16 protein-coding genes, 1 tRNA gene and 1 pseudogene are annotated in these 21,598 nt (G+C 70.5%); 8 read left to right on the top strand and 10 right to left on the bottom strand.

The annotated features are described in order from the left end of the window. The first annotated feature begins 97 nt into the window (after positions 1–97). The 5 genes from ACZ6C1_RS16535 (at position 98) to ACZ6C1_RS16515 (ending at position 7,225) form a co-directional block, all read left to right on the top strand. On the top strand, positions 98–985 hold the full coding sequence (locus tag ACZ6C1_RS16535) for a helix-turn-helix domain-containing protein (RefSeq protein ID WP_469241589.1): 888 nt from the start codon (positions 98–100) through the stop codon (positions 983–985). Between the two features lie 11 nt (positions 986–996). Then, complete coding sequence (locus tag ACZ6C1_RS16530) at positions 997–1,314, top strand: chorismate mutase (protein WP_469241587.1); 318 nt, start codon at positions 997–999, stop codon at positions 1,312–1,314. Between the two features lie 234 nt (positions 1,315–1,548). Further along, a complete protein-coding gene (pepN, locus tag ACZ6C1_RS16525) occupies positions 1,549–4,032 on the top strand; it encodes an aminopeptidase N (protein WP_469241585.1) in 2,484 nt (827 codons plus the stop codon). A gap of 260 nt (positions 4,033–4,292) precedes the next feature. Continuing rightward, entirely contained in the window at positions 4,293–5,795 is a 1,503-nt protein-coding gene (locus ACZ6C1_RS16520; protein ID WP_469241583.1) for a pyridoxal phosphate-dependent decarboxylase family protein, read from the top strand. Next, positions 5,792–7,225, top strand: coding sequence for a lysine N(6)-hydroxylase/L-ornithine N(5)-oxygenase family protein (locus ACZ6C1_RS16515; RefSeq protein ID WP_469241581.1), 1,434 nt, complete (start codon positions 5,792–5,794; stop codon positions 7,223–7,225). Before ACZ6C1_RS16520 ends, ACZ6C1_RS16515 begins: the two co-directional genes overlap by 4 nt. On the opposite strand, the gene ACZ6C1_RS16510 is transcribed toward ACZ6C1_RS16515, so the two are convergent. Then, positions 7,222–9,009: a 5'-nucleotidase C-terminal domain-containing protein gene (locus tag ACZ6C1_RS16510; protein ID WP_469241579.1), complete on the bottom strand. Its 1,788-nt coding sequence runs from the start codon at positions 9,007–9,009 to the stop codon at positions 7,222–7,224. The two genes, ACZ6C1_RS16515 and ACZ6C1_RS16510, sit on opposite strands and share 4 nt — an antisense overlap. 132 nt (positions 9,010–9,141) lie before the next feature. Between ACZ6C1_RS16510 and ACZ6C1_RS16505 the strand changes: the two genes are divergently transcribed. Together ACZ6C1_RS16505 and pyk are read left to right on the top strand one after the other, a co-directional pair. Continuing rightward, positions 9,142–9,843 carry an SIMPL domain-containing protein gene (locus ACZ6C1_RS16505; RefSeq protein WP_469241577.1) on the top strand — a complete coding sequence of 234 codons (702 nt, stop codon included), beginning with the start codon at positions 9,142–9,144 and terminating at the stop codon, positions 9,841–9,843. A gap of 120 nt (positions 9,844–9,963) precedes the next feature. After that, positions 9,964–11,394 carry a pyruvate kinase gene (gene pyk / locus ACZ6C1_RS16500; RefSeq protein ID WP_469241575.1) on the top strand — a complete coding sequence of 477 codons (1,431 nt, stop codon included), beginning with the start codon at positions 9,964–9,966 and terminating at the stop codon, positions 11,392–11,394. Positions 11,395–11,402: 8 nt separating this feature from the next. Here the strand turns inward: pyk and ACZ6C1_RS16495 are convergent. Continuing rightward, a pseudogene (locus ACZ6C1_RS16495) lies at positions 11,403–12,115 on the bottom strand (helix-turn-helix domain-containing protein). A gap of 85 nt (positions 12,116–12,200) precedes the next feature. Next, a tRNA-Leu gene (locus ACZ6C1_RS16490) sits at positions 12,201–12,283 on the bottom strand. A 94-nt stretch (positions 12,284–12,377) separates the two neighbouring features. On the opposite strand from ACZ6C1_RS16490, the gene ACZ6C1_RS16485 reads away from it, so the two are divergent. Then, positions 12,378–13,034 (top strand): ANTAR domain-containing response regulator, encoded by a 657-nt coding sequence (locus ACZ6C1_RS16485; RefSeq protein WP_469241573.1) that lies wholly within the window; start codon positions 12,378–12,380, stop codon positions 13,032–13,034. A 57-nt stretch (positions 13,035–13,091) separates the two neighbouring features. Here the strand turns inward: ACZ6C1_RS16485 and ACZ6C1_RS16480 are convergent, their stop codons facing one another. The 7 genes from ACZ6C1_RS16480 to ACZ6C1_RS16450 all read right to left on the bottom strand — a co-directional run bounded on the left by ACZ6C1_RS16480 (position 13,092) and on the right by ACZ6C1_RS16450 (position 21,550). Next, positions 13,092–13,808: an ABC transporter ATP-binding protein gene (locus tag ACZ6C1_RS16480; RefSeq protein WP_064073040.1), complete on the bottom strand. Its 717-nt coding sequence runs from the start codon at positions 13,806–13,808 to the stop codon at positions 13,092–13,094. Beyond that, positions 13,805–14,959 (bottom strand): ABC transporter ATP-binding protein, encoded by a 1,155-nt coding sequence (locus ACZ6C1_RS16475; RefSeq protein WP_469241920.1) that lies wholly within the window; start codon positions 14,957–14,959, stop codon positions 13,805–13,807. Before ACZ6C1_RS16475 ends, ACZ6C1_RS16480 begins: the two co-directional genes overlap by 4 nt. After that, positions 14,956–16,782 (bottom strand): branched-chain amino acid ABC transporter permease, encoded by a 1,827-nt coding sequence (locus ACZ6C1_RS16470; protein WP_469241571.1) that lies wholly within the window; start codon positions 16,780–16,782, stop codon positions 14,956–14,958. Before ACZ6C1_RS16470 ends, ACZ6C1_RS16475 begins: the two co-directional genes overlap by 4 nt. A 7-nt stretch (positions 16,783–16,789) precedes the next feature. Further along, complete coding sequence (locus ACZ6C1_RS16465; RefSeq protein ID WP_469241569.1) at positions 16,790–17,719, bottom strand: branched-chain amino acid ABC transporter permease; 930 nt, start codon at positions 17,717–17,719, stop codon at positions 16,790–16,792. Between the two features lie 94 nt (positions 17,720–17,813). Next, on the bottom strand, positions 17,814–19,046 hold the full coding sequence (locus tag ACZ6C1_RS16460) for a branched-chain amino acid ABC transporter substrate-binding protein (protein WP_469241567.1): 1,233 nt from the start codon (positions 19,044–19,046) through the stop codon (positions 17,814–17,816). Between the two features lie 435 nt (positions 19,047–19,481). Continuing rightward, positions 19,482–19,661 carry a hypothetical protein gene (locus ACZ6C1_RS16455; protein ID WP_469241565.1) on the bottom strand — a complete coding sequence of 60 codons (180 nt, stop codon included), beginning with the start codon at positions 19,659–19,661 and terminating at the stop codon, positions 19,482–19,484. Between the two features lie 1,382 nt (positions 19,662–21,043). Beyond that, positions 21,044–21,550: a PaaI family thioesterase gene (locus tag ACZ6C1_RS16450; protein ID WP_469241918.1), complete on the bottom strand. Its 507-nt coding sequence runs from the start codon at positions 21,548–21,550 to the stop codon at positions 21,044–21,046. Positions 21,551–21,598: the final 48 nt, after the last annotated feature.

Genomic DNA, 21,598 nt, shown 5'->3' with positions numbered 1-21,598 from the left:
CCAACTGTCGCCCTCTGGCGGTCGGCGGGTCCATGGACAAAGATCGGCGCTGTTTGGACGCACGCGCGCCGGAACGTTTCACCGGGGAGGTCGAGGGATGTACCACACCTGGATGCGCTTCTTCACGCCCAGCCCGCTGCACCAGCGCCTCGGCCTGGTCTGCCTCGGCGTCGGACTCCAGCACGGCGCCCTGCCCACCGTCGGCCCCCGCACCCTCGACCACCACGTCGCCGTCGTGATCAACGGGGGCGGCGGCTGGTACCGGCACCCCGACGGGCGGCGCACCACCGTCACCGCACCCGCCCTGCTCTGGCTCACCCCCGGCGTCCCGCACCACTACGCACCCGACCCCGCCACCGGCTGGGACGAGGGGTTCGTCGACTTCACCGGACCGGTCACCACCACCTACACCGAGCTCGGCTACATCGAGCCCGACCGCCCCGTCGTCCCCCTCGCCGACGCCGGCCCCGCCCGCTCCGTCATCGGCCGCGTCGCCCGGGCCGCCCGGCGCGGCAACCCGCTCCTCGAGGTCGAGACCTCCGCGGCCGTCCACGAACTGCTCGTCGCCCTGCGCCGCGCCCGCGCCGACACCAACGCCGACGGCGACCTCGTCCTCGACGCCCTCGCCCGCGACGCCTTTCAGCCCCTGTCGGTCGCCGAACACGCCGCCCGGCACGGAATGACCCCCGCCGAACTGCGCACCGCGGTGCGCCGCGGCGCCGGCTGCAGCCCCAAGGACTACCTGCTCGGCATCCGGCTGGGCCGCGCGAAGGAACTCCTCGCCGGCACCGAGCTGCCCGTCGCCGCCGTCGCGCGCCGCGTCGGCTACGACGACCCCGCCTACTTCTCCCGCCTGTTCACCCGCCGTGTCGGCACCGCCCCGGTGCGCTTCCGTGAACAGCAGGGCCGCACCGTCCCCGGCGGCTGGAGCACCCGGATCCCGGATGCCGAACACCCCCCGACGATCATCACGGGACACGTCTAAGCTCGCTCACCATGAGCACCAGCGACACCGACGACTCCGTCCGCGCCGAGCTGAACCGGCTGCGCGAAAGCATCGACAACATCGACGCGGCGGTCGTCCACATGCTGGCCGAGCGCTTCAAGTGCACCCAGCAGGTCGGCCACCTCAAGGCCCGCCACCACCTGCCCCCGGCCGACCCGGCCCGTGAGGCACGCCAGATCGCCCGGCTGCGGCAGCTCGCGGAGAGCGCCAACCTCGACCCCGCCTTCGCGGAGAAGCTCCTGAACTTCATCATCGCCGAGGTCATCCGCCACCACGAGACGATCGCGGGCGGCTCCCAGACCCCCTGAGCCGGGACCACACGGGCCGGTCCGGGCCCCGAGGCACCGCCCCCACCGGGCACCCCCACACCCCGCCCCCCAACACCGGGCACCCCCGCACCACCCGGCCCCCCCCACACCCGGCCCCCCACACCCGGCCCCCCACACCCGGCGCCCCACACCGGGCAGCCTCACGCCGCCCCCCGATCAGCCGTGAGAAGAACCCCCGTGTGCCGCCCCCACCCCATCGGGCAGCATGGCCCCATGCCCGTACTGACGCGCGACGAAGCGCAGACCCGAGCCCGGCTCCTCGACGTCCACCGGTACACGGTCGACCTCGACCTGACGACCGGCGACGAGACGTTCGACTCCACCACCGTCATCCATTTCACCGCCCGCACCACCGGGAACACCTTCGTCGAGCTCAAGCCGGCCACCCTCCGCTCCGTCACCCTCGACGGCGCCCCCCTCGACCCGGAGACCCTCACCGACAACCGGCTGTCCCTCACCCTCACCGAGGGCGAACACACCCTCCGCGTCGACGCCGCCATGCGTTACTCCCGCACCGGCGAGGGCATGCACCGCTTCACCGACCCCAGCGACGGCGAGACCTACGTCTACACCCAGCTGTTCATGGAAGACGTCCAGCGCGTCTTCGCCGCCTTCGACCAGCCCGACCTCAAGGCGGTCTTCGAGATCGCCGTCACCGCCCCCGACGGCTGGACCGTCCTCGCCAACGGCATCACCACCCACCAGGGTGACGGCCGCTGGCAGGCCGCCCCCACCCCCCTCATCTCCACCTACCTCGCCGCCGTCGCCGCCGGCCCCTGGCACTCCATCCGCACCCGGCACGCCGGACTGCCCTTCGGCATCCACTGCCGCCGCTCCCTCGCCCCGTACCTCGACGCCGATGCCGACGAGATCCTCGACGTCACCCGGCAGTGCTTCGACCGGTACCACGAGAAGTTCGACGAGCCCTACCCGTTCGACTCCTACGACCAGGCCTTCGTCCCCGAATTCAACGCGGGGGCCATGGAGAACCCCGGCCTCGTCACCTTCCGGGACGAGTTCGTCTACCGCTCCGCCGTCACCGTCACCGAGCGCCAGACCCGCGCCATGGTCATCGCCCACGAGATGGCCCACATGTGGTTCGGCGACCTCGTCACCCTGAAGTGGTGGGACGACATCTGGCTCAACGAGTCCTTCGCCGAGTACATGGGCTACCAGATCATCAACGAGGCCACCAGCCGCTTCCCCGACACCTGGATCGACTTCGGCGTCGCCCGCAAGGCGTGGGGATACGACGCCGACCAGCGCCCCTCCACCCACCCCGTCGCCCCCGACCCCGACGCCGTCCCCGACACCGCCTCCGCGATGCTCAACTTCGACGGCATCTCCTACGCCAAGGGCGCCTCCGCCCTCCGCCAGCTCGTCGCCTGGATGGGGGAGAAGGAGTTCCTCGCCGGAATCAACACCCACTTCGCCCGCCACAAGTTCGCCAACGCCACCCTGGCCGACTTCATCGACAACCTCGCCTCCGCCACCGAGCGGGACGTCCACGGCTGGGCCGCGACATGGTTGCGCACCACCGGCGTCGACACGCTCACCCCGGCGTACGACCGGGCCGGCGGCACCCTCACCGTCACCCGCACCGGCAGCAGGCCCCACCGCATCACCGCCGGCGTGTACGACCACGACCTCGCCGACAGCAGGCGCCTCGTCCTGCGCGACCGCCTGGAGATCGACGTCCCCCAGGACACCGCGGCGCACCTCCCCGGCCCCCGCCCGGCACTGGTCGTCCTCAACGACGGCGACCACACCTACGCCAAGGTCCGCTTCGACGAGCACTCCGAGGAACGCGCCCTGCGCACCCTCTCCGGCATCCCCGACGCCCTCACCCGGGCGGTCGTGTGGAACTCCCTGCGCGACATGGTCCGCGACGGCGAGCTCGAACCCGTCGCCTACCTGGAGACGGCCCGCGCCCACCTCCCGGAGGAGAGCGACCTCGCGATCGTCCAGGGCGTCCTCGGCTTCGCCTCCGCCCACATCGCCGACCGGTACGTGACCGCCGAGGCCCGGCCCGCCGCGCTCGCCCTGCTCACCGACCTCACCCGCGACCTCATCCGGCGCACCGAGGACGGCAGCGACCCGGGCCTCCGCCTCACCGCCGTACGCCACTTCATCGACGCCGCCACCCGGCCCGGCACCCTCCAGGGCTGGCTGGAGGAGGGCGGCGTCCCCGGCGGACCCGAACTCGACCCCGAGCTGCGCTGGCGGATCCTGGCCCGGCTCGCCGTCCTCGGCGCCACCGACGAGGCCGCCATCGCCGCCGAACTCGACCGCGACCCCAGCGCCACCGGCCAGGAAGGCGCCGCTCGTTGCCGGGCCGCCCTGCCCACCGCCGAGGCGAAGGCGGCCGCCTGGGACCGCATGTTCACCTCCGACACCCTCTCCAACTACCTGTTCACCGCCACCGCCCAGGGCTTCTGGCAGCCCGAACAGGCCGAGCTGGTACGGGAGTACGTCCCCCGCTTCTACCCCGACGCCACCGCCCTCGCCGACCGCCGCGGCCCCGCCATCGCGGAAGCCGCCGGGCGCTTCGCCTTCCCCGCCCACGCCGTCGACGCCGCCCACCTCGGCCTGGCCGAAGAGCACCTTGCGTCCGACAACCTCCTCCCGGCCCTCCGCCGCAAACTCATCGACCAGATCGACGACCTGCGCCGCGCGCTCCGCGTCCGCAAGGCCTGACGACCACCAGGCCCCGCCCCGGCCGGACTCCGGCCGGGCGGGGCACCGGCCCGGTTCCCAAGCCGCAACCCAAGGACCCAAGGACCCAAGGACCAAAGGACCCATGGGCCCGAGGATCCATGGGCCCGAGGATCCATGGGCCCGAGGATCCAAGAGCCCATAGCACGCGCCGCCCGGCCTGCCATCCCCCCGTCCCCCTTTCGGGTTGTGATCGCCCCGCACCGCAACCGCATTTCGCCGTAGCGGGCCACGCTGGCAGCATGAGCAGCCCGTGGAGCACCCCGTCGAGCACCTCGTGCGGCACGCCGCCCCTCGCCGGAGGCGCCGACGGCGCCGACGCGCTGCAGCCGCTCCTGCGCACCGTGCTCGACGCCCTCCGCGACGGCGCCTCCTCACGCGGCGGACCGTTCCCGCCGGGCGGGCCGGAAGCCGTCACCGCCCACCTGCGGCAAGCCCTCCGCGACGGCGCGGGCGGCCACCCACGCGGCGGGCCGCAGGAGGCGACCGCCCCCGCTCACGACGCCCGCACTCGTGCTCACGGCGCCCACGCCGACGTCCTGCCCGACACGGGCACCGGCGCCGAGGAAGCCCTCCGTACCCTCGTCACCGCCCTCGCCCACGGCGCCGCCGACCCGGCACACCCGCATTGCGCCGCCCACCTCCACACCCCGCCGCTCGCGCTGGCCGCCGCGGCCGACCTGGCCGCCTCCGCCCTCAACCCGTCCATGGACTCCTGGGACCAGGCGCCCGCCGCCTCCGCCCTCGAACAACTCGTCACCAGCGCCCTCGCCGCGGAGACCCACCCCACCGGTCCGCACCCCGACGCCCTGGTCACCACCGGCGGCACCGAGTCCAACCACCTGGCGCTGCTCCTCGCCCGCGAACAGCACGGGCCCACCCTCCAGACGGTCTGCGGCGCCAACGCCCACCATTCCGTCCACCGCGCCGCCTGGCTCCTCGGCCTCCCCGAACCCGTCACCGTCCCCGCCCCCGGCGGCACGATCGACCTCACCGCCCTCGCCGCCGTCCTCACCGACCTCCGCGGCCCGCTCCTCGTCACCGCCACCGCCGGCACCACCGACACCGGCAGCATCGACCCGCTCCCCGAGATCGCCGACCTGTGCGACACCCACGGCGCCGCCCTCCACATCGACGCCGCGTACGGCGGCCCGCTCCTGTTCAGCGAAGCCCGCCGCCACCTCCTCACCGGCCTCGACCGCGCCCGCACCGTCACCCTCGACCTGCACAAACTCGGCTGGCAACCGGTCGCCGCCGGCCTCCTCGCCGTACCCGACACCGCGCTGCTCGACGCCCTGAACCACACCGCCCCCTACCTCAACCCCCACGACGACACCCGCGCCGGCCTCCCCGACCTCCTCGGCCGGTCCCCGCGCACCAGCCGCCGCCCCGACATCCTCAAGATCGCCGTCACCCTCCGCGCCCTCGGCCGCACCGGCCTGGGCCACCTCGTCGACCGTGTCTGCGACACCGCCCAACAGCTCGCCGACCTCGTCGACAAGAACCCCCGCCTCGACCTCTACGAACGCCCCCCCCTCAGCACCGTCCTCTTCCGCCCCACCCGGGCCACCGACCACGCCGTCGCCGCCACCCGCCGTGACCTCCTCACCCACGGCCACGCCGTCCTCGGCCGCGCCCATGCCGACGGCCGCCTCTGGTTCAAGGCCACTCTCCTCAACCCCCACACCACCCCCACGCACCTGGAAGCACTCACCGCACTCGTGGAAGGCAGCACCACCCGATGACCGGCAGCACACCCCAGCGCGCCCCGCAGCGCGACCCCGACCAGCCCCACGATCTGGTGGGCATCGGCATCGGCCCCTTCAACCTCTCCCTCGCCGCCCTCGCCCACGGCGTACCCGGAGGCCTCGACACCGCCTTCTACGAGCAGCGCCCCGCCTTCCGCTGGCACCCCGGCCAGCTCATCGAAGGCTCCACCCTGCAAGTGCCGTTCCTCGCCGACCTCGTCACCCTCGCCGACCCCACCAGCCCCTGGTCATTCCTCAACTACCTGCGCGGCCGCGACCGCCTCTACCCCTTCTACTTCGCCGAGCGGTTCCACACCCACCGCGCCGAATACGACGCCTACTGCCGCTGGGTCAGCGACCACCTCCCCGGCCTCCACTTCGCCCACCAGGTCGACGCCGTCCGCTGGAACCCCGAACGCGACCTGTTCGAAGTCGACTACACCCGACTCGGCGCCGACGGCGAAGCCGAAGCCCTCGGCCGCACCCACACCCGCCACATCGCCCTCGGCGTCGGCACCGAACCCCACATCCCCGAACCCCTGCGCCCCCTCGCCGATCAGCCGGCCGTCCCCGTCATCCACTCCGCGGACTACCTCCACCACCGCGAGCGTCTCCTGGCGGCCGAGCACATCACCGTCATCGGCTCCGGCCAGTCGGGCGCCGAAATCTTCCTCGACCTCCTCCGCACCCGCCCCACCGGAGCCGAGAAGATCCACTGGCTCACCCGCACCGAGGCCTTCGCCCCCATGGAGTACTCCAAACTCGGCCTGGAGCACTTCACCCCCGACTACACCCATTACTTCCACGCACTCCCCGAACCGGTACGCAGCGACCTCGTCCCGCGCCAATGGCAGCTCCACAAAGCCATCGACGCCGACACCATCGCCGCCATCCACGACGAGCTCTACCGCCGGACCCTCCACGGCGGCTGGCCCGACGCCGTCCTGACCCCCGGTGTCCGCGTCCGCACCGCCGGCCGGCTGGCCACCACCAGGGTCGAACTGCACCTGGAACACATCCACCAGGGCACCCGGACCCGCCTCACCACCGACGCCGTCGTCCTCGCCACCGGCTACCGCGAACGCCCCCTCGGCCGCATCCTCGCCGGGCTCGACCCCTACCTGGGCCGCGACTCCGCCGACCGCCCCCGCGTCGACGCCCACCACCGGCTCGTCCTCGACCCCTCCGTCACCGGCTCCCTCTACGTACAGAACGCCGAGACCCACACCCACGGCGTCGGCGCACCCGACCTCGGCCTGGCAGCCTGGCGCAGCGCCACCATCCTCAACCACCTCACCGGCAAGGAGCCCTACCCGCTCCCACGCCGCACCGCCTTCACCACCTTCGGCCTCGAACGCCAGGAGGCGCCCGGCATTCCCCGCCAGACGCCTCCCGCACGCACTCCCCACGCGCGCCACTCGCGCTAGAACACCGGCACGCCGTCCCGGGTCAGCTTCCAGTCCACCGACGCGAACCGGCCCGGGTCGACCGTTCCCTGCGCCTTCACCCACTGGATGATGGTGTTCCGGATCTCGTCCGAGTTCGCCCAGAGCTGCTTGGCCGCCGCCACATGCGGGAACGCACCGCCACCGGACGCCCGGTAGTTGTTGACCGCCAGCACGAACCGCGCCGCCGGGTCGATCGGCTTCCCCTCGAACGACAGGTTCACGATCCGCGCCCCGGCCGGCTTCGCGATGTCGATCTCGTACGTCAGCCCGTACACGGCGTCGTAGTTGTAGTCCGGTGTGCCGCCCGCGTTGGTCAGCTTCGCCGGATCCACCGGCGCGCCGGCCGGAGTCTGCACGTAGTACCGCGCCGAGAACTCCAGGTAGTCCTTCAGCTGCGCGCCCGTCAGCAGCCGCGCTTCCAGCGTGTTCTCGAACGGGTACAGCCCGGCCGCGTCCTTGATGGTCACCTGCCCGGCCGGGATCCGCGCCGTACGGGAGAAGCACGACGCCTGCGACAGCACCGGCAGCGACGCGTACTCGCCACCTGCCAGCGCCGCCTTCACCGTCTCGGCCTGGACGTGGTTGATCAGATCGATGATCGGCTCGTCCTTCCACGGCGCCTCGGTCGTGGACATCACGGCCGTCGACGTTCCGATGACCTGATTGACGTACGCCACGACCTTCTGGTGCTCGTCACCCAGCAGCTTGACGATCTCCGGGTCCTCCTCGACGGTGTTCGAGTTCAGCACCTGCGCGCCGACCTTCTCCACCGTCCAGCGGCCCTTCGACCACACCAGGTCGAAGTCGAACAGCGTCAGCCGCTGCCCCCACTTCAGCGGCTCGGACAGCACGACGTCCTTGCCGGTCTCCTTGTTGGTCACCCGGTACTCGGGGATCTCCGTGTGCGCGTGGCCCACCAGGATCGCGTCGATCCCCGGCACCTGCTCCGCCACCAGACCGGCCGCGTTCTCGATGATGTACGGCAACTGGTCCCCGTACGACGACGTCCCGCTCGACCCGGAATGCGCCGACACGATCACCACGTCCGCGCCCATGGAACGCAGCTTCGGCACCCACTTCGCGGCCTGCTCCTCCAGCCCCGGGAACACCATCCTGCCGCTCACGTTCGCCTTGTCCCAGATCGCGATACCCGGGTTCGTCAGCCCCAGCACCGCCACCCGCACATCCCGGCCGAACGGCGTGCACAGCCGGTGCATGCTGTACGGGGGGAACGCCGGCCGCAGCGTCTTCGCGTCCAGCGCGTTGGCACCCAGCAGCGGGAAGTCGCACTGCTCCTGGAACTTCCGCAGCACCGGTATGCCGTAGTTGAACTCGTGGTTGCCGAGCGCCGCGGCGTCGTACCCGATCGCGTTCATCGCCTGCGCCATCGGGTGCACCGGACCCCGCGTGGCCGTGATCGGGTCGACCTTGGCGTAGTAGTACGAGAGCTGGGTGCCCTGGATCGTGTCACCCGCGTCGATCAGCAGCGTGTTGCGGCGCCCCTTCTCCTGCCGCACACGCTCCACCAGTGTGGAGATCTTCGCCAGACCGACATCGTTGTGCGCCTTGTCGTCGAACTCCCTGTCCGTGAAGTAGTCCCAGTTGAAGACATTGCCGTGCAGGTCCGTCGTACCCATGACGGTGAAGGAGTACCGCCTGGTCCGGGGCGTCGCCGCGGCCGGCGTGCCGACCGCGCCGGTGATCGCCACACCGGCACCGGCCACGGCCGAAGTGCCCAGGAAAGTCCTACGATTCAGCGGCATGTGATCTCCTTCGTTCAGTGCATGACGCGCGTAGATTCTGGCGTAGACACGCCCCCCGCAACAGCCCCGACAGGTTTCGATCCGATGACCACCTACGAAAGAGTGGGAACCCCGAACGAAGGACCCCCAGCCATGACCCAGCCCACCGACCTCCCCTACGGCACCCCCCAGGCCCCCCGCGTCGCGGTACGCGGCGAGGCCCACCTCGAAGTCGACCCCGAGATCGCCCGCGTCGGTATCACCGTCACCGCGCGCGGCACCGACCGGCGCACCGCACTCGACGACCTCACCCGCCGCAACACCACCGTCCTCGACCTCATCAAGTCCTTCGGCGACGCCGTCGAGAACCTCCAGACCGGCGCCTTCTCCATCACCCCCGAACTCACCCGCCACGGCCGCGCCGAACGCGTCCGCGCCTACCACGGCAGCGTCCACATCACCGCAGAACTCACCGACTTCACCGCCCTCGGCGAACTCACCACCCGCCTCGCCGACCTCGATCTCACCCGCGTCGACGGCCCCTGGTGGGCCCTGCGTCCCGACTCACCCGCCCACGACGAAGCCCGCCGCCAAGCGGTCAGGGAAGCCGTCCAGCGCGCCCGCGCCTACGCCGAAGCCCTCGGCACCCGGCTCGCCGCCCTCGTCGAACTCGCCGACCTCGGCGCCGAGAACGCCGGCCCCTACCTCCCGCCCGCCTCCGGCGGCACCCGCATGGCCTTCGCCGCCGCCGACGCCACCGAATCGGCCGCTCCGCCCCTCGACCTGGAACCCCAGCGCCAGATCGTCACCGCACAGGTCAACGCCCGCTTCACCATGCATCCGCCCCAGCTCTGACGCTCATCAGAGCAGCCCCCCGCACACATTCAACACTTGTCAATAACGCTTCATCGAAAGGTTGTTGAGTAGTCACGCGGGACGAAATCTCTACCCGTCGGTAAGCCATAGGGTCGAACCATGCGCCGAGCCAAAATCGTCTGCACCCTGGGCCCAGCCACCGACACATACGACCAGATCAAGACACTGGTCGAAGCCGGAATGGACGTCGCCCGCTTCAACCTCAGCCACGGCACCTACGCCGACCACGAGGAGCGCTACCAGCACGTACGCAAAGCCTCCGACGAAACCGGCCGGAGCGTCGGCATTCTCGCCGACCTTCAAGGCCCGAAGATTCGCCTCGGACGCTTCCGCGAAGGACCCGTACTCCTTGAACGCGGCGACGACTTCACCATCACCGTCGAACCCGGCGTCCAAGGCGACCGCCACACCTGCGGCACCACCTATGAAGGCCTTGCGGCCGACGTCACCCCCGGTGAACGCATCCTCGTCGACGACGGCCGCGTCACCCTCCAAGTCACCACCGTCGACGGCCCCCGCGTCCACACCACCGTCCTCGAGGGCGGCATGGTCTCCGACAACAAGGGCCTCAACCTCCCCGGCGTGGCCGTCTCCGTCCCCGCCCTCTCCGACAAGGACGTCGAAGACCTCCGCTGGGCACTGCGCACCGGCGCCGACATCATCGCCCTCTCCTTCGTACGCAGCGGACGCGACATCGAGGACGTCCACCGCGTCATGGACGAAGAAGGCCGTCGCGTACCCGTCATCGCGAAGGTCGAGAAGCCCCAGGCCGTCGACAACATCGACGACATCGTCGCCGCCTTCGACGGCATCATGGTCGCCCGTGGCGACCTCGGCGTCGAAATGCCCCTCGAACACGTCCCCGTCGTCCAGAAGCGCGCCATCAAACTCGCCAAGCGCAACGCCAAGCCGGTCATCGTGGCGACCCAGATGCTCGACTCGATGATCGACAACTCCCGCCCCACCCGCGCCGAGGCCAGCGACGTCGCCAACGCCGTCATCGACGGCACGGACGCCGTCATGCTCTCCGGTGAGACCAGCGTCGGCCGCTATCCCATCGAAACCGTCCGCACCATGAGCCGCATCGTCGAAGCGGCCGAGGAAGACCTCCTCGCCCGCGGCCTGCCACCGCTCACCGAACGCAACAAGCCCCGCACCCAAGGCGGAGCCGTCGCCCGCGCCGCAGCGGAGATGGGCGACTTCCTCGGCGCCAAGTACCTCGTCGCCTTCACCCAGTCCGGCGACACCGTCCGCCGCCTCTCCCGCTACCGCTCACCCATCCCCCTGCTCGCCTTCACCCCCGACCCGGCCACCCGCTCCCAGCTCAACCTCACCTGGGGCGTGGAAACCTTCCTCGGCCCCCACGTCGACTCGACCGACGCGATGGTGGCCCAGGTGGACGAGCACCTGCTGAAGATCGGCCGCTGTCAGAAGGGCGACGTCGTCATCATCACTGCCGGCTCACCCCCGGGCGTCTCCGGCTCGACGAACCTCGTGCGCGTACACCACATCGGCGAACCCCTGGCGTAACCCGCCCCTCAGTATTTCGGCCCGACGTGCGCGTCCATCAACCCCACGGACGCGCGTCGGGCGACCGAGATGTTGTGGGGACTGCCGTTCCGCGTGCAGTGCGTCCACTCGACGCCCAGCGTGTCGAGGGTGTCCGTGAACAGCCGCCGGATGTCGTCCGAGACGTTGGCGAAGAAGTACCGCGGATACTCGTACCGCTTCCGCACCCCGCCCACGAGGCGCGTGGTCCAGTTCGTGATCCGACACCCGTCGGAATGGATGAGCCCCCGGACGAACTCCCAGGGGTGCTCGTCGACGATCCGCTGTTGCCAGTCTTCGAGCACGATACGGCGCTCGTGCTTCTTGCCCGGGCCGTGCTGGGGGAAGAGGCATTCCAGGTGCTTCGAGTAGACCTTCACGTTGCGGCAGCCTGTGCGGCGAACCCGGCACACCGCATGAGGCTGGGTACTCGGTGAGCCGAGTAGTGACTGATGTGACCGTCCCCGAGACACAAGCCCAGAAGGTAGGAATAGGCGGCTGGGTCGAGGTCCCGCCCGTCGCAACGTGGGCACTCCGGGTTGTGCTCGCCCGGACACTCCCCGCGCTTCGTGCGATCCACGTGGAGCCAGTACGCGACCGTCCCGGTGGGTACGTCGAGCCGTCGCGCCACCTCCGCGTTCCTTGCGCCGCCGCGCAGGAGCGTCAGGGTCTCTTGTCGCACTGCTGTGCCGTGAAAGCGCATGCGACCACTCTGCGTGAGTGAACGTCACGGTGAGCAGCAAAAAGCGGATGCTCACGGGAACGGGAACATCCGCTTTGGTGCGCTGTACCGGGTGCGGGACTCGAACCCGCAAGCCCTCTCGGGCAGAGGTGTTTGAGACCTCCGTGTATACCGTTCCACCAACCCGGCGAAGTGTCTTGTCGGAGTGTACCCGGTGCCCATGATCCCTGACAGCTAGGTAGGCTCATGGAGAGCTGTACCTGCCTTGGAACGAGGAGCCCACGTGACCGCCCCCGAGTCGCCCCAGCCCGACGCCGCCGACGACGACCAGTCGCACGTCCCGCCGCTGACGACCCGTGTCGTCATCGCCGAGGACGAGGCCCTCATCCGCCTCGACCTCAAAGAGATGCTCGAGGAAGAGGGCTACTCGGTCGTCGGTGAGGCCGGTGACGGTGCCCGTGCCGTCGAGCTGGCGCGGGAGCACCGGCCGGACCTCGTCATCCTGGACGTGAAGATGCCCGTCCTGGACGGCATCTCCGCCGCCGAGAAGATCGCGGAGGAGTCCATCGCGCCCGTCCTGATGCTGACCGCGTTCTCGCAGCGCGACCTGGTCGAGCGGGCGCGGGACGCGGGGGCGATGGCGTATCTGGTGAAGCCGTTCAGCAAGAGCGACGTGGTGCCGGCGATCGAGATGGCGGTGTCGCGGTTCGCGGAGCTGAAGGCGCTGGAGAAGGAGGTCGCGGACCTCTCCCAGCGGCTGGAGACGCGGAAGCTGGTGGACCGGGCGAAGAGCATCCTGCAGACCCAGTACGGGCTGTCGGAGCCGGCGGCGTTCCGGTGGATCCAGAAGACGTCGATGGACCGGCGGATGTCGATGCAGCAGGTGGCCGAGGCGGTCATCGAGGACGCCGAGGAGAAGAAGGCGGCCAAGGGCCAGTAACGCGTACGCACGAAGAGGGCCCACCCGTCGCCGGGTGGGCCCTCTCGTGTGTCCGGCTCAGTCCTCGCCGAGGTAGGCCTTGCGGACGGATTCGTCGTGCAGGAGGTCCCGTCCGGAGCCGGAGAGGACGATCTTGCCGATTTCCATCACGTGGGCCTGGTCGGCGAGCGAGAGCGCGGCCTGGGCGTTCTGCTCGACGAGCAGGATGGTGGTGCCCTGGGCCTTGAGCTCGGCGATGGTCGCCATGATCTTCTGCATCATGATCGGGGAGAGGCCCATGGAGGGCTCGTCGAGCATGAGCAGCTTGGGCTGGGACATCAGGGCGCGTCCCATGGCGAGCATCTGCTGCTCACCGCCCGAGAGGGTTCCGGCGGCCTGCTTCCGGCGTTCGCCCAGGATGGGGAAGAGGTCGTAGGCGCGCTGGATGTCCTTCTCGATGCCTGTCCGGTCGCTGCGGAGGAAGGCGCCGAGGCGGAGGTTGTCCTCGATCGTCATGCGGGGGAAGATGTGCCGCCCCTCGGGGGAGTGGGCGAGCCCGAAGGAGACGATCTTGTGGGCGGGGTACTTCCTCAGGGGCTTGCCGTCGAACTTGACCTGGCCACCGACCGGCTTGAGCAGCCCGGAGAGGGTGCGCAGGGTGGTGGTCTTGCCGGCGCCGTTGGTGCCGATGAGGGTGACGACTTCGCCTGCGTCGACGGTGAAGGAGATGCCCTTGACGGCTTCGATCTTGCCGTAGGCGACGCGCAGGTCCTCGACTTCGAGCAGGGCGGTCATGAGTCGTTCTCCTTGCCGGTACCCGAGGTGCCCGAGGCTTCGGCGGCGGTGGTCGGGGAGGTGGTGCGGTCGGTGTCGCCGTCACCGGTGGTGTCGTCCGAGGTGTCGGTGTCGTCGGCCTCGTCCGCGTCGGCGTCGGCGTCCGAAGCGTCCGTGTCGGCGCCCTCGTCCGCGTCGGTGCCGTCCGAAGCGTCCGTGTCCGTGTCCGCGTCGGTGTCGTCCGAAGCGTCGGCGTCGGCGTCGGCGGCGTCCTGGGCGTCCGCGTCCGCGCTGTCCGCGGCTTCGGCCGCTTCCTCCGCGGCGGCGACTTCCGCCGCCTCCGCCTCGCCGGGCTCGCCCTCGAAGGGCTCGCCGAGGTAGGCGGCGATGACGCGCTCGTCGCGCTGGACGGTCTGGCCGTCGCCTTCGACGAGCTTCTGGCCCTGGACGAGCACGGCGACGCGGTCGCAGAGGTTCATGATGAACCGCATGTCGTGCTCGATGACGAGGATGGCGATGCCCATGTCCCGGATGGCGAAGACCAGTTCCTCGGTGGCGCGGGTCTCCTGCGGGTTCATGCCGGCGGTCGGCTCGTCGAGGAGCAGCAGGCCGGGTTCGCTGGCGAGTGCGCGGGCGATCTCGAGCTTGCGCTGCTCGCCGTAGGGGAGGTTGCGCGCGAGGTGGTCGGCCTTGGCGCCGAGGCCGACGAACTCGAGGAGTTCGGTGGCGCGGGCGCGGGAGGCGGCTTCGGCCTTGTGGAAGCCGGGGCCGCGCAGGAGGGCCGACCAGAGGCCTTCCTTGGTGCGGGTGTGGCGGCCGACGAGGACGTTCTCCAGCACGGTCATGTTGCTGAAGAGCCGGATGTTCTGGAACGTCCGGGCGATGCCGGCGGCGGTGACCTTGAAGGACTTGGGCGGCAGGACCTGGCCCTTGTACCGGACTTCTCCCTCGGTGGGGATGTAGAGGCCGGTGAGGCAGTTGAAGAAGGTGGTCTTGCCGGCGCCGTTGGGTCCGATGAGGCCGACGATCTCACCGCTCTTGACCGTGAGGTCGACCGAGCGCACGGCGGTGAGGCCGCCGAAGCGCATGGTGACACCGCGGGCGTCGAGGACGGTTTCGCCAGGAGCCGGAGCCTTGGCCGTGGTGGCCGTCGTGGTGGTGGTCATGTTCAGGCACCTGCCTTGGTGAGGGTGGCGGGCGCTTCCTCGTTCTCGTGGAATTCGAGCTGACGGCGGCGGTTGGGGATCATTCCCTCGGGGCGGAAGCGCATCAGCAGGACGAGCGCGACGCCGAAGGCGAAGAGCTGGTAGTCGCCGAGGAACTGCAGCTTGTTGGGGATGAGGAAGAGCAGTGCGCCGCCGACGAGCGGTCCGCTGATGGTGCCCATGCCGCCGAGGACGACGGCGGCCAGCAGGAAGGCCGAGTTGGGCGGGACCACGTGGGCGAACTGGTACTGCTCGGGGGTGACGGTGTAGGTGACGTGGGCCTGGACGGCGCCGGCGAGGCCCGCGAGGGTGGCACCGAGGGCGAAGGCGACGAGCTTGACGCGGAAGCCGTTGATGCCCATGGCGAGTGCGGCGGTCTCGTCCTCGCGGATGGCGATCCAGGCGCGGCCGATGCGCGACTCGGAGCTGCGGCGGAACACCACGACGACGATCAGGGTGACCAGCAGCATCAGGAAGAAGTAGTTCGCGAACCGGCCGATGGTGAAGCCACCGATGGTGTGGACGGCGCCGAAGTCGAAGCCGAACATGTTGAGGTTCGGGATCGAGGAGATGCCGTTGGAGCCGTTGGTGACGTCGGGGCCGGACGTGCCGTCGAGGTTGAGCACGGTGATCCGGAAGATCTCACCGAAGCCGAGGGTCACGATGGCGAGGTAGTCGCCGCGCAGCCGGAGCGTCGGGGCGCCGATGAGGACACCGAAGATCATCGAGACGGTCGCGCCGACGAGGATCGCCGCCCAGAAGGGCAGGTGGACGTCGTACGGCGAGGAGGGGGAGCCGGAGACCATGGCCGCGGCGTAGGCGCCGACGCCGAGGAAGGCGACGTAACCGAGGTCGAGGAGACCGGCGAGGCCGACGACGATGTTCAGGCCGAGGGCGACGGTGGCGAAGATCAGGATGTTGACGCCGATGGTGGCGTACTGGTCGTCGCTCTGGGTGAACGGGAAGGCCGCGGCGGCGACGAAGGCGCCGATCATGGCCACGTTGCGGTGCCGTGCGGTGAGCACGGAGACGCGGGCGATCAGGCCTGCCTTGGCGAGTGCCGCGAAGCCGAAGCCGGCCGTCATCAGGAAGCCGAGGAACAGTTCGTCGTACTCGGTGCCGATGCCGTAGGTGAAGACGGTGAGGCCGAGGGCGAGCACGGCGGTGATGATGAGGATCTCGACGTAGCCGGGCAGCTTGCGCGCCGGGGTGATCGGTCCGGTGGCGAAGGCGGCCTTGACGGTGGCCCACTGGTTGCCGGCGCGGTGCTTGAACTGGTCCCAGCCGGTGTCCTCGGGGTCGGCGGGCAGCAGGTGCGGCCGTTCGAAGGGGAGGGCCAGGGCGCCGATGAGGCTCGCCAGGGTGGCGAGGCCCATGACCCAGCCGCCGGGCTCGAGGTTGATCAGGCCGCCGAGCTGGACGCTGATGGCGATGATCGTGTACCAGCCGGTGACGAACGCGGCGAGGGCCGACAGCTTGATGGCGGAGTCGGCACCGGCGGGCACGAGCCAGCGGGTGCCCTTGACGCCGTACGAGGCGATCCCGAAGAGGGCGGTCAGGGCGCCGCCGATGAGGACGAGCCACTGGAGGCCGCCGGGGTAGCCGTAGTACGTGAGGTCCCCCGGGAAGGTGGGGGTCCAGGTCCAGGCCAGGAACGCGGAGACGACGGTGAGCGCGCCACCTGCGGTGGCGGTGGCCCGCGCGATGTGCGGGGGCAGGGCGATGAGCCCGGTGCGCTCGTCGGTCGTGGTGGTGTGCGGGGTGTCCGCGGTGGTGGTCTGTGTGGTCATGGTGGTGTCACGCCCTGTCCGCGACGCGCTCGCCCAGGAGGCCCTGGGGCCGGAAGAGGAGCACGAGGATGAGGAGTACGAACGCCCAGACGTCGGCCCAGGACTGGCCGCCGAGCTGCTGCATGCCGGGGATGTCGGCGATGAAGGCGGTGGCGAGGGTCTCGGCGAGGCCGAGGGCGAGGCCGCCGATCATGGCGCCGTAGATGTTGCCGATGCCACCGAGGACGGCCGCGGTGAACGCCTTGAGGCCGAGGATGAAGCCCATGCGGAAGTTGACCTCGCCGTACTTGAGGCCGTAGGCGACGGCTCCGATGGCGGCGAAGGCGGCTCCGAGGGCGAAGGCGACCACGATGATGCGGTCGGTGTTGATGCCCATGAGCTTGGCGGTGTCCGGGTCCTGGGCGGTGGCCTGCATGCCGCGTCCGGTCCGGGTCTTCATGACGAAGTAGCCGAGGACGGCCATGGATATGGGCGCCGCGGTCAGGAGGAAGACGTCACCGGTCTGGATGGTGACGCTGCCGAGGTGGAAGGGACCGCCGGGGATCTCGGGGAAGGTGAGCGAGGAGGTGGCTCCCGGGTACCAGGCCCACACCGCCTGCTGGAGCGCCAGCGAGATGCCGATGGCGGTGATGAGGGGGGCCAGGCGTGGACCCCCTCGCAGGGGCCGGTAGGCGAAACGTTCGGTTCCGACCGCGATGGTGACGGCGACGATGATCGCGCCGATGATCATGAGTGGCAGGGCGAGCCACATGGTGGTGCCGCCGGGGAGTATCAGCCAGACCGTGAGTGCGCCGAAGCCACCGGTCATGAAGATCTCGCCGTGGGCGAAGTTGATGAGCTGGACGATGCCGTAGACCATCGTGTAGCCAATGGCGACCAGCCCGTACATCGATCCGAGTAGCAGGCCGTTGACCAGCTGTTGCGGCAGTTCGTTCACCGCAGGTCCTCCGAAGTCTTTCGCCGGATGTGACACCGCGCGGGGCGCTTTGTGCAGCGTCCCGCGCGGCCAGGGATGTGATGCGGAGTCGTGATCAGCCGGAGTAGGTGCCGGACTTCACGGGCTTCCAGGCGCCGCCCTCGTAGCGGTAGACGGTGAGCTGCTTGTTCGTCGCGTCGCCGAACTCGTCGAAGGAGACCTTGCCGGTCACGCCCTCGAAGGAGACACCCTTCATGGCCTCGAGGACCTTGGCGCGGGCGTCGTCGGGCAGCTTGCCGCCGTTGTCGTCGACGACCTTCTTGACGGCCTCGATGATCGACCAGGCGGAGTCGTAGGAGTAGCCGCCGTAGGCCTCGAAGGCCTCCTTGTAGCCGGCCTTCTTGTAGTTGGCCACGAACTCCTTGGCCGAGGGGAGGGTCTCGACCGGGGCACCGACGGAGGTGGCGAGGTCGCCCACGCCCTCCTTGCCGGAGAGCTTGATGAACTCGGCGCTGTAGATGCCGTCGCCGCCGATGAGCGGGATCTTGGCGCCGGACGCCTTGATCTGCTTGCTCAGCGGGCCGGCCGCGGGGTACTCGCCGCCGTAGTAGACGACGTCCGCACCCGAGTTCTTGATCTTGGTGACGACCGCGGAGAAGTCCTTGGTGTCCGGGTTGACGTGGTCCTCGCCGGCGACCTTGCCGCCGAGCTTCGTGAACTCGGCCTTGAAGGTGGCGGCGAGTCCGGCGCCGTAGGTCTTCTTGTCGTCGACGACGAAGACCTTCTTCTTCTTGGCGTCATTGAAGAGGTACTGCGCCGCGAAGGGGCCCTGGATGGCGTCCGTGGTCGCGGTGCGGAAGTACGAGGCGTACGGCCGCTTCTTGGTGCCGCCGTTCCAGTCCTGTCCCTGGGTCAGGGCCGGGTTGGTGTTGGCGGGCGAGACCTGGACGAGCTTGGCGTCGTCGAACACCTTCTGCATGGACTCGGCCACGGAGGAGTTCAGCGGGCCGACCACACCGAGGACGTCCTTGTCGGCGACCAGCTTGGTGGCGTTCTGCTGGCCCGAGGAGGGCTGCGCCTGGTCGTCGAGTGCCTCGATCTTGAAGGTGACGCCGTCGACGTACTTCTTCTCGTTGGCCTGCTTGGCGGCGAGGTCCACCGAGTTCTTGATACCGAGGCCCAGGGCGGAGAGGTCGCCGGTCAGCGGCGCGTCCACGCCGATGACGACGGTGGTGCCGCCACCTCCGGCGGAGTCCCCACCCTTGTCGTCGCGCGAGCCACAGGCGGTGAGGGACAGTGCTCCGGTCGTGAGCACTGCGGTGAGTATGAGCAACGAACGCTGTCGCACGAAGGGGTCCTTTCCCTGGCGCGGTCTCCTCGGGTCGAGGAGCCGTGTCGAGCGCCGGGCCGTACATGGAGTGGTACGGCCGTGCAGTTGACGCGCCCGGCGGCGCGGTGACTGGCCGTGACTCTAAGGGCAGCCGGGGCGGCACGGGGAGCGCCAGCGGCAGGATGTGACTCTCTTGTTATGCCGTGGCCAAACGTTTCCGATGCGTGGCGCCTACACCCTTCGGTGATGATCCGGCGTTCTTCTCACATGTCGAGAACGCCCAGTTCCGCTAAGGGGCTTGGGTCATTCTTGGTACTTACGCGGGGCTCGTGCGGGGGTGATCCAGAACGGCCGATCACAGACCCCTCGGGGCGCCCGGAGCCCCTCCTGGAGCATGATCATCCACCCGCCCGCATATTACGCAGAGTGACGATCGACCGTTGCTTGTCGCCCTCACTGCCAGGGGTGGCCGGTGGGTCCGCCGCCCCTGTGGCGCTCCTCGCACCGCCGGTTCGTCTCCCCCTCGATCACCCTCTCGGCGCCGCCCGCGCCGGTGCGCCGGAGCTCTGCACGGGCCTCGGCCACGACCGCCTTGAGGATCTCGTTCTGACCACCCGAGAGACCCTTCTGCATGAAGTCCCCTTTGGCGCGCCCTGCCAGCTCTTCACGTGCCCAGTGTCCGATGAGAGAGACACAGAGTTCGATAGGTGAAGTAGTGCGTGGTGAGGGGGAGTTGGGAATTTCGTCGATCCGCGGCCGGGAGTCGCAGCCGACGAGCAGGACGGCGGAGACGAGCAGGGCGAGCGGTGGCGCGTGTCGTCGTCCACGGTGCGGTACGCCGGGCCTCATGCAGCCGACGGTACGGCGTGGCCGGAGCCCCGGCCAGTGGCCGGCGTCATCAACTGTGCGTGAGCGGCGGAGGGTTGAGACGGTCCGGTGCGACTCGTGCGCAAGCCGTGGAAGGTGTGTGCTCTTCCGGTGGCCTCGTCCTGCCCTCGGGGCCCGGGAGCGGGGGCTTTGCCGCGATCGACCGGTTTGCGCGTGCGGGGTGCGCCGCGTGGACGCCCCTCGGGACGGCGCCGCCGCGCCGCTCCGGCCGACGCCGCCGCGTGCCGATTCCGAGGGCGGCCGGCGGACCGGGCGCGCCGCGGAGCGTGGGGGAGGGGCGCCGGAGGGCCGCGTCTCGCGCGGGTGCGTTCAGCGGCGGGCGGGCCGGGGACGGCAACGGACAGCGACGGAGGCGGAGTGGTACGGCAGGGGGAGGACACCGACCCCCGCGGCCTGCGGAAACCTCTCGCGGGGGCGGCGTGGGCGGGCTCCCTCGGGGCTGTGGTCCGGAGGCCTCGGGGAGTGGGTGCGGAGGTGAGTGGAGGGGTCGAGGGGTAAGGGGCGCAGAGTGCCTGCGGGTCTGTTCCATGCGGCGTTCCGGAGCCCGTGGACGCCATGTGTTCGTTACGACGCCTTTATGTGGCGTGTCCAAGGGGTGGACACATTCCGGGGGCGCGGAGGGGAGACGATCCCGGCGGGGTGGCCGGTCCGGCTGACGGGGGTGCCGAGGAGGCGGATCCGGGGTCGGGCGCGTCGGCGGGCCGGACAGGTGCGTGGCTCCGAGGGCTGCCGGGGCGTCGCGCCGAGGGGCGGATCCGGGGCCTGGGCGCGTCGTCGGGTGCGGGGTCCGGGTGGTGCGCCCCCCGCGGAGGCGCCGTGGGCGGTGCGGTGCGCCTGGGGGTGCGGGGCCGGCCGAAGGCCCGGGAGGTGCGGGCCGACCGAAGGCCTGGGAGTGCGGGCCGACCGGGGCCTGGGGGTGCGGGCCGGCCGGGGTCCGGGCTGCGGGCCGGCCGGGCGGGCCTGGGGTCGGTCCCCCCGCGGAGGCGCCGTGGGCGCTCCGGGGGCGGGTGCGGTGCGCCTGGGGGTGCGGGCCGGCCGGGGTCCGGGCTGCGGGCCGACCGGGCGGGCGGGGGTGCGGGCCGGCCGGGGTGGGGTGCCGCCGGCCGGCACGGGAGTGCGCGGGAGGGTCAGACCGTGGTGCCGGGAGCGGACGCTCCCGGGACGTTGTCCGCGTCCTTGGCGGAGACGTCACGCAGCAGGCAGGTCAGGCGGGCGGTGCAGACCCGCTTGTCCTGCTCGTCGGTGATGACGATCTCGTACGTCGCCGTGGAGCGTCCCCGGTGGACGGGGGTGGCCACGCCGGTCACCAGTCCGCTGCGGACGCCCCGGTGGTGGGTGCAGTTCAGATCCACGCCCACGGCGATCTTGGAGCTGCCGCCGTGGAGCATCGAGCCGACCGAGCCGAGGGTCTCGGCGAGGACGGCGGACGCGCCGCCGTGCAGGAGCCCGTAGGGCTGGGTGTTGCCCTCGACCGGCATGGTGCCGACGACCCGCTCGGGGGACGCCTCGACGATCTGCACCCCCATGCGGTTGCCGAGGTGCCCGGCGGAGAAGAGGGCGGGCAGGTCCACACCGAGCGAGGCGTACTCGTCGATGATCTCTTGCGGGAACTTCACCTGTGTCTGCTCGCCCATGGGGCCCGGCTCCGATCGTCGTGCGGTCATGTCCCTGGTCTGCCGTGC

Source organism: Streptomyces sp. NPDC041796 (assembly GCF_055590785.1).
The sequence above is the reverse complement of the archived record's forward strand: the minus strand, read 5'-3'. Positions and strand labels throughout refer to the sequence as shown.

Excerpts from the sequence above, each read along its gene's own strand:
- ACZ6C1_RS16535 (WP_469241589.1), top strand. The coding sequence starts at position 98 with ATGTACCACACCTGGATGCGCTTCTTCACGCCCAGCCCGCTGCACCAG.
- ACZ6C1_RS16530 (WP_469241587.1), top strand. The coding sequence starts at position 997 with ATGAGCACCAGCGACACCGACGACTCCGTCCGCGCCGAGCTGAACCGG.
- pepN (WP_469241585.1), top strand. The coding sequence starts at position 1,549 with ATGCCCGTACTGACGCGCGACGAAGCGCAGACCCGAGCCCGGCTCCTC.
- ACZ6C1_RS16520 (WP_469241583.1), top strand. The coding sequence starts at position 4,293 with ATGAGCAGCCCGTGGAGCACCCCGTCGAGCACCTCGTGCGGCACGCCG.
- ACZ6C1_RS16515 (WP_469241581.1), top strand. The coding sequence starts at position 5,792 with ATGACCGGCAGCACACCCCAGCGCGCCCCGCAGCGCGACCCCGACCAG.
- ACZ6C1_RS16510 (WP_469241579.1), bottom strand. The coding sequence starts at position 9,009 with ATGCCGCTGAATCGTAGGACTTTCCTGGGCACTTCGGCCGTGGCCGGT.
- ACZ6C1_RS16505 (WP_469241577.1), top strand. The coding sequence starts at position 9,142 with ATGACCCAGCCCACCGACCTCCCCTACGGCACCCCCCAGGCCCCCCGC.
- pyk (WP_469241575.1), top strand. The coding sequence starts at position 9,964 with ATGCGCCGAGCCAAAATCGTCTGCACCCTGGGCCCAGCCACCGACACA.
- ACZ6C1_RS16480 (WP_064073040.1), bottom strand. The coding sequence starts at position 13,808 with ATGACCGCCCTGCTCGAAGTCGAGGACCTGCGCGTCGCCTACGGCAAG.
- ACZ6C1_RS16470 (WP_469241571.1), bottom strand. The coding sequence starts at position 16,782 with ATGACCACACAGACCACCACCGCGGACACCCCGCACACCACCACGACC.
- ACZ6C1_RS16455 (WP_469241565.1), bottom strand. The coding sequence starts at position 19,661 with ATGCAGAAGGGTCTCTCGGGTGGTCAGAACGAGATCCTCAAGGCGGTC.
- ACZ6C1_RS16450 (WP_469241918.1), bottom strand. The coding sequence starts at position 21,550 with ATGGGCGAGCAGACACAGGTGAAGTTCCCGCAAGAGATCATCGACGAG.